The 6064-nt window shown below is 72.9% G+C and carries 5 protein-coding genes; all 5 read right to left on the bottom strand.

Going from position 1 to position 6064, the window contains the following annotated elements; all coding sequences use genetic code 11:
• Positions 1-922, bottom strand: a 922-nt coding sequence (locus ND748_RS22725) for an amidohydrolase family protein (RefSeq protein ID WP_251747992.1), incomplete at its 3' end; no start/stop codon positions are given.
• A 188-nt stretch (positions 923-1110) separates the two neighbouring features.
• Positions 1111-1482: a hypothetical protein gene (locus ND748_RS22720; RefSeq protein ID WP_041940970.1), complete on the bottom strand. Its 372-nt coding sequence runs from the start codon at positions 1480-1482 to the stop codon at positions 1111-1113.
• A 278-nt stretch (positions 1483-1760) separates the two neighbouring features.
• Positions 1761-3461 (bottom strand): amino acid adenylation domain-containing protein, encoded by a 1701-nt coding sequence (locus ND748_RS22715; RefSeq protein ID WP_251747991.1) that lies wholly within the window; start codon positions 3459-3461, stop codon positions 1761-1763.
• Between the two features lie 15 nt (positions 3462-3476).
• Positions 3477-4727 carry a YqcI/YcgG family protein gene (locus tag ND748_RS22710; RefSeq protein ID WP_251747990.1) on the bottom strand — a complete coding sequence of 417 codons (1251 nt, stop codon included), beginning with the start codon at positions 4725-4727 and terminating at the stop codon, positions 3477-3479.
• A 213-nt stretch (positions 4728-4940) separates the two neighbouring features.
• Positions 4941-6064: (2,3-dihydroxybenzoyl)adenylate synthase (locus ND748_RS22705; protein WP_251747989.1), on the bottom strand; the 1124-nt coding region annotated here is incomplete at its 5' end.

Below are 6064 nucleotides of genomic sequence, written 5' to 3'. Positions count from 1 at the left end.
GGCCGGCGCGGCGCAGCTCGGCGACCTCGGCGGCGACCAGGCCGTGCGGCAGGCTGCCCCCGGCGTCGGTGCCGACGTAGATGGGGATCCCGGCGTCGTGGGCGGCCCGCACCGTGTCGTACCGGCGGGCGTGCAGGGCCCGCATGTGCCGGGCGTAGGCGGGGAACTTCTCCTCGGCGCCGCGGGCGATGCCCTCGAAGGTGGCGATGTTCACCAGGGTCGGGACGATCGCGACCCCCCGCGCGGCGAACAGCGGGATCGTGTCCTCGGTGAGCCCGGTGGCGTGCTCGATGCAGTCGATGCCCGCCCCGACGAGGTCGGCGAGCGAGTCCTCGGCGAAGCAGTGGGCGGTCACCCGGGCGCCGGCCGCGTGGGCCGCGTCGATCGCTGCCTTCGCGGCGTCCGCGGGCCAGCAGGGCGCGAGGTCGCCGACGCCGCGGTCGATCCAGTCCCCGACGAGCTTGACCCAGCCGTCGCCGCGACCGGCCTGGGCGACGACCTCGGCCACCAGGTCAGCCGGCTCGACCTCGGCGGCATAGTTGCGGATGTAGCGGCGGGGACGGGCGATGTGCCGGCCGGCGCGCACCAGGCGGGGCAGGTCGTCGCGGTCGTCGACCCAGCGGGTGTCCGCCGGGGAACCGGCGTCGCGCAGCAGCAGCGCGCCGGCCGCGCGGTCGGTGGTGATCTGTTCCTCCGCGGTGGGGCGATCCACGGCGCCGCCGGCATCGAGACCGACGTGACAGTGCGCGTCGACCAGGCCGGGCAACGCCCAACCGGACACCGTTCGCACGTCCCGGCCGGCGGTGCCCGTGGGCGCGGCGAAGCTGACTCGCCCGTCGACGACCCACAGCTCGTCGCGGACCTCCTCCGGCCCGACCAGCACCGCACCGCGGATCCGCAGGACCGGCTGGCCGGTCACCATCGGCCCGCCCCCGCTGCGCGCGTCCCCGCCCCGGGGACGGTCGGCCTGGTTTCGACCAGTATCGTCACGTTCGCCTCCGCTGCTCCGTCGAGCCCAGTGTGCCCTCTTCTCGACGCCAGCAGCGCGCCCCGGCCCGTGCTGAGGCAGGGGCGCGGGGACGCGCTGAAGCCGGGGCGACGGTGTCGGCGTCAGACGTCGAGCTGGGCCTCGACGGCGCGCAGGCGGTGGCGGGCCAGCGCGAGGTTCGCCCGCCCCTTGTCCAGCACCAGGTAGAGGAACAGGCCGCGGCCGGAATGACTCTGCAACAGGCGGATCAGGTGGTATTGGCGGCCCAGCGTGATGAGGATGTCCTCGATGGTGTCCTGCAGGCCGAGGCTCTCCATGGTCCGCAGCTTCGCCCGGATGACCTCGGTGTTACCGGCGGCGGCCACCTCCAGGTCGAGGGTGTGCGCATTTCCGGCCGTGCCGAGGGTCATGCCGCTGGTGAAATCGACGAGGGCCGCCCCGAGCGCGCCCCCGATCTCCAGCGACTCCTTCAGCGCTATATCGACACTGTTCATATCGCCTCCCGCGTTGTCGAGGTGGATGGCGGCACCGACATCGCCGCCCGTGTGCATCGACGTGGGCTCACGCGAACCGCGCGTCGACATTCGTCCCCGCATCACAGTCCCTCGCAGACTTCGCATCGCCCGATCTACGACTGCTCATCCAACTTTAATCGGCCACGACCGGAACGCACGAGGCTGAACCAAAAAGGTACGTCCGCGGACAGAGAGACCACAATGGCCGGCCGGCACGGACTCGTGAAATCACTCCCGCAGAACCGCAGCGCATTGAATTAGCATGCCAAGATGATTAGATGGATTGACCTTCGACGACGGAGATATCCGGCGGAGGCCAAGCAGGCCAAGCAGGCCACGCGGGCCACGCGGGAACCGTCGCCGGTCCCGCCGCCGCCCGTGTCGCCGCCGCCCGTTCTGCCGGGGACGACGACGACGGCGGCGTGGCGGATGCCGGGCTGGCCGCACAGCACGTTCTCGATCTCCTCCAGCTCCACCCGGAAGCCGCGGATCTTCACCTGGTTGTCGGCCCGGCCGAGGAACTCGATCTCCCCGTCGGCGCGGAACCGGCCCAGGTCCCCGGTGGCATACATCCGAGCGCCGGGTTCCGAGCTGAACGGGTCGGGCACGAACTGGTCCGCGGTGCGGCGCGGATCGTTGAGGTAGCCCCGGGCCAGCGGCAACCCGCTGATGAACAGCTCGCCGGTGGCGCCCAGGGGCACCGGGTTGTAGTCGGCGTCCAGGACCCGGATCTGGGTGTTCGGGTTCGGCCGGCCGATCGAGACGCGGGCGGTGGCCTGGTCGGGGTCGAACACCCGGCAGGAGACGCCGATCGTCGCCTCGGCCGGACCGTAGCCGTGGTAGAGCCGGGCCCGCCACCGCTGCCGGAAGCGCCGGTAGGCCTCGTCGCGCAGGACCTCGCCGCCGCACCAGACGTGGCGCAGCGAACGTCCCGCCTCCTCGGCGTCCGGACGTTCGAGCATCGCCCCGAGCGTCGCCGGTCCGACGTAGCAGAACGTCACCGCCTGCGCGTGAACGATCTCGAGCAGGGCGCCCGGATCCGTCTCGGCGCCGGGCGGCGCGATCACGATGCGCGCCCCGGCGACCAGCGGCAGGAAAATCTCGTTGATCGAGATGTCGATTGTCAGCGGCGCCTTGTGCAGGACGGTGTCGCCGCCGGTGAGGCCCAGCAGGTCGACCTGCCAGCGCAGCCGGTTGCAGATCGCCTGATGACGGATCATCACGCCCTTGGGCGTCCCGGTCGATCCGGAGGTGTAGATGACGTAGGCGAGGTTCTCCATATCCACAGCCGAGTACGGGTCCCCAGCCGAGTACGGGCCCCCAGCCGAGTGCGGGCCCCCAGCCGAGTACGGGTTCACGCCGGAGTTCGGCTCCACGGCCGGGACCGCGCTGGCGGACGTGCCGGCGGTGGCGAGCCGCCCGGCGGGGTCCAGCCGGAGCAACGGCACGAAGCCGGCGCCGGCCGACAGCTCCGGCGGGGCGCCGGCCGTCCCGGCCACCACCGCGGAGATCCGGGCCTCGTCGGCCACCGCGCTGATGCGCCGGGCCGGCCAGGAGGCGTCCAACGGGACGAACGCCCCGCCGGCACGCAGCACGCCGAGCAGGGCCACCACCTGGGCGGCCGAGCGTGGCAGGCACACGCCGACGGTCATCTCCGGGCCGACGCCGACCGCGCGCAGCGACGCGGCGAGGGCCTCGGCCCGTCGTTCGAGGTCGGCGTAGGTGAGGGTGACAGCTCCGTCCGCCTCCCGGTCCGCCAGATCGACGACGGCCGTCGCGGCCGGCGTCCCGCGGGTCGCCTCGGCCACCAGGGCGGTGAGCGAGCGCCCGACGAGCGGGTCCACCCGCCCGCTGAAGACGTCGTCCGCGGCCGATTCCCGCTGGGCGAGATCGATGCCGCCCCCGGCGGCGTCGCCGGTGGGACCCGGCGTGGTGCTGGAAGGCCGGCTCGTGACCATGGTTCTCCCTGCCAGTCAGACGGCACTCGTGGCGACCGGCCCGCGGCCCGCCGCCGGATCCGGATCGCCGACCACGCCGTACCGGCCGGCACGCACCCGCGCGGCGCCGCCGGACGAGCCGGCGCCGCCGTGTCCCGCCATCCGCCGGCGCAGGCTGCGTGGCCGCATGTCGGCCCAGGTCAGCTCGATGCTGTCCAGGCAGTGCTGCCGGGATCCCGTGACGGGGGTGTCGAACCAGCCGAGCGCGTTGGGTCGCCCGTGTGGCCACACCGAGTACTGCTGCTCCTGGTTGACGACCACCTTGAACGGACCCGTCGCGGCCGGCTCGGTCCGCGCCGGCCGCGCCGGCCGCGCCGACTCGGCCACCGATTCCCCGGCCACCGCGCGGGACGTTTCCACGGTCACCGTCCCGGCGGTGATGTCGGCCGGCCGGCGGCCGGATCCGGCGTGGAGCGGGCAGCTGTCGGCGACCGAGGCGTCGTCGCGCAGGTAGTACTGCTTCCATTCCCGGTTGGCCGGGTCGCCGTACGAGCCGAGCAGCGGGGTCGAGTCCACCTCGTCCATCCGGGCGAGGCGCTCGCGAATGATTTTCCGGGCGGCCGCGCCCCGCGGACTGGTCGGCTCCAGTCCGGTGAAGACCCAGCGCGGCTGGAACGTGATGGTGAAGACCGGATTGCTGCGGCTGCGCAGTCGCCGGTGCGCCGGCGTGTTGCAGACGACGAAGATGGGGGTGCCACGGAAGCTGAACTCCCAGCCGGGATCGTCGGTGTCGGTCGGGATGTCCGACGGCCAGGGCTCACCGTCGCTGTCGTGCAGGTAGCTCAGGATCGACCAGAACCGCTGCTCGTAGGACAGGACGTCGTCGTTGTCCGGCCCCGCCGTCGGGCCACCGGAGCCGAAGAACACGACCAGTGAGGTGTCCCGCGATATCGACTGGTAGACCGACAGGTAGGTGGCCAGGATGTCCGGCAGGACGGACCAGGTCCGCTCGTCGCGCAGGTCCTCGACGAAACCGAACCGCAGCCCGCCCTTGTGGGCCGCGGCCACCGCGAAGACGCAGGGAAAAGGCTCGGTGTCGGACTTCAGCGTCGCCATGATGTCCCGCGCGCATCCGGCGCCCCAGCCCGGCATCGGGCCGATGGCCAGATCCAGGATCTCCTCGCGCAACGCGTCGGTCGCACTGTCCGTGTCGGTCGCACTGTCCGCGCCGACCGCGTCGGTCGCGCCGGCCGTACTGCGCCCACTGGCTTTCGGCGTGTCTCGCACTGTCGTTTCTCTCTTTGCTCAGCCGCGGGCCGATCCCGACCCGCGGTCGTGGGATGCACTCAGTTCGGGCCGGCCGAAGCGACTGCCGGTGATGGAGGTGGTGCGGCTTCGTATCGCCGTCCCTGGAAGGCGGGCACGGCTACGGGATGGCGGCGCGCGGGCGCGGTTGCGCCGGGCCGCGCGGGTCCGCGCCCGCGGCGGGGCCGGGCGGCGCTAACCGAGACGGCGGCGCAGCTCCCGTTTGTCGATCTTTCCGACGGGGGTGAGCGGTATCGCGTCGACGACCGTGAGCAGGTCGGGAAGCATGAAGCGGGCCAGGCCCCGCTCGCGCAGGTACGCTTTGATCATCTTGAGGGTCAGCGTCGTCCCGGGCGTCAGGACGACGACCGCGCGGACACTCTCGCCGACCTGCTCGTCCGCCGCCGCCACGACGGCCGCCTGGGCGATCGCGGGGTGGGCGAGCAGATGCTCCTCGAGTTCGGTGGCGGAGACGTTCTCACCGCCACGGTTGATCACATCCTTGATTCGGCCCTCGACGACCAGGTTGCCGCTCGCGGTGAGTCGGACCAGGTCGCCGGTGCGGTAGAAGCCGTCGGGGCTGAACGCGATCGCGTTGTGCTCGTCGGCCCGGTAGTAGCCGCGGACGGTGTAGGGGCCGCGGGTCCACAGCTCGCCGATCTCGCCGGGCGCCACGTCGGCACCGTCGCGGTCGACGATCCGGATCTCGTCGGCCGGCGCGAGCGGCCGGCCCTGGGTGGTGAAGGAGAGCTCGGCGTCCTCGTCCGGGCGGGTGTAGTTGAGCAGCCCCTCGGCCATGCCGAAGACCTGCTGGACCCGTGGGCCGAGGACCGTCGGGATGCGCCGGGCCAGCTCGGCGTCCAGCCGGGCTCCCCCGACCTGGAGCAGGCGCAGGCTGGTGGTGTCCGGCTGCTCCCAGTCGGCGGCGTCGACCAGGATCCGGGCCAGCGCCGGAACGAGGGCCGTCACCGTCACCCGTTCCCGGGCGATGAGCTCGAAGACGATCTCGGGGCTGGGGGACGGCGCCAGGGCCACCGTCGCGCCGACCCCGAGCGCTCCCAGGATGCCCGGGCACGCCAGCGGGAAGTTGTGCGCGGCGGGCAGCGCGGCCAGATAGACGTCCTCGCCGGTCAACCCGCACAGCCGGGCACTGGCCGCCGCGTTGTACGCGTAGTCCCAGTGGGTGCGCGGGATGAGCTTGGGCTTGCCGGTCGTGCCGCCCGAGATGAGCAGCACGGCGACGCCGGCCGGGTCAGGGGCCGGTGGGAGGGGGGTCGGTCGGACGGGGGCCGCCGCCGCCGCGGCCCGGGCGTCCGCGC

It is taken from the genome of Frankia sp. AiPs1 (assembly GCF_023716945.1).
Taxonomy (GTDB): domain Bacteria; phylum Actinomycetota; class Actinomycetes; order Frankiales; family Frankiaceae; genus Frankia.
The sequence above is the reverse complement of the archived record's forward strand: the minus strand, read 5'-3'. Positions and strand labels throughout refer to the sequence as shown.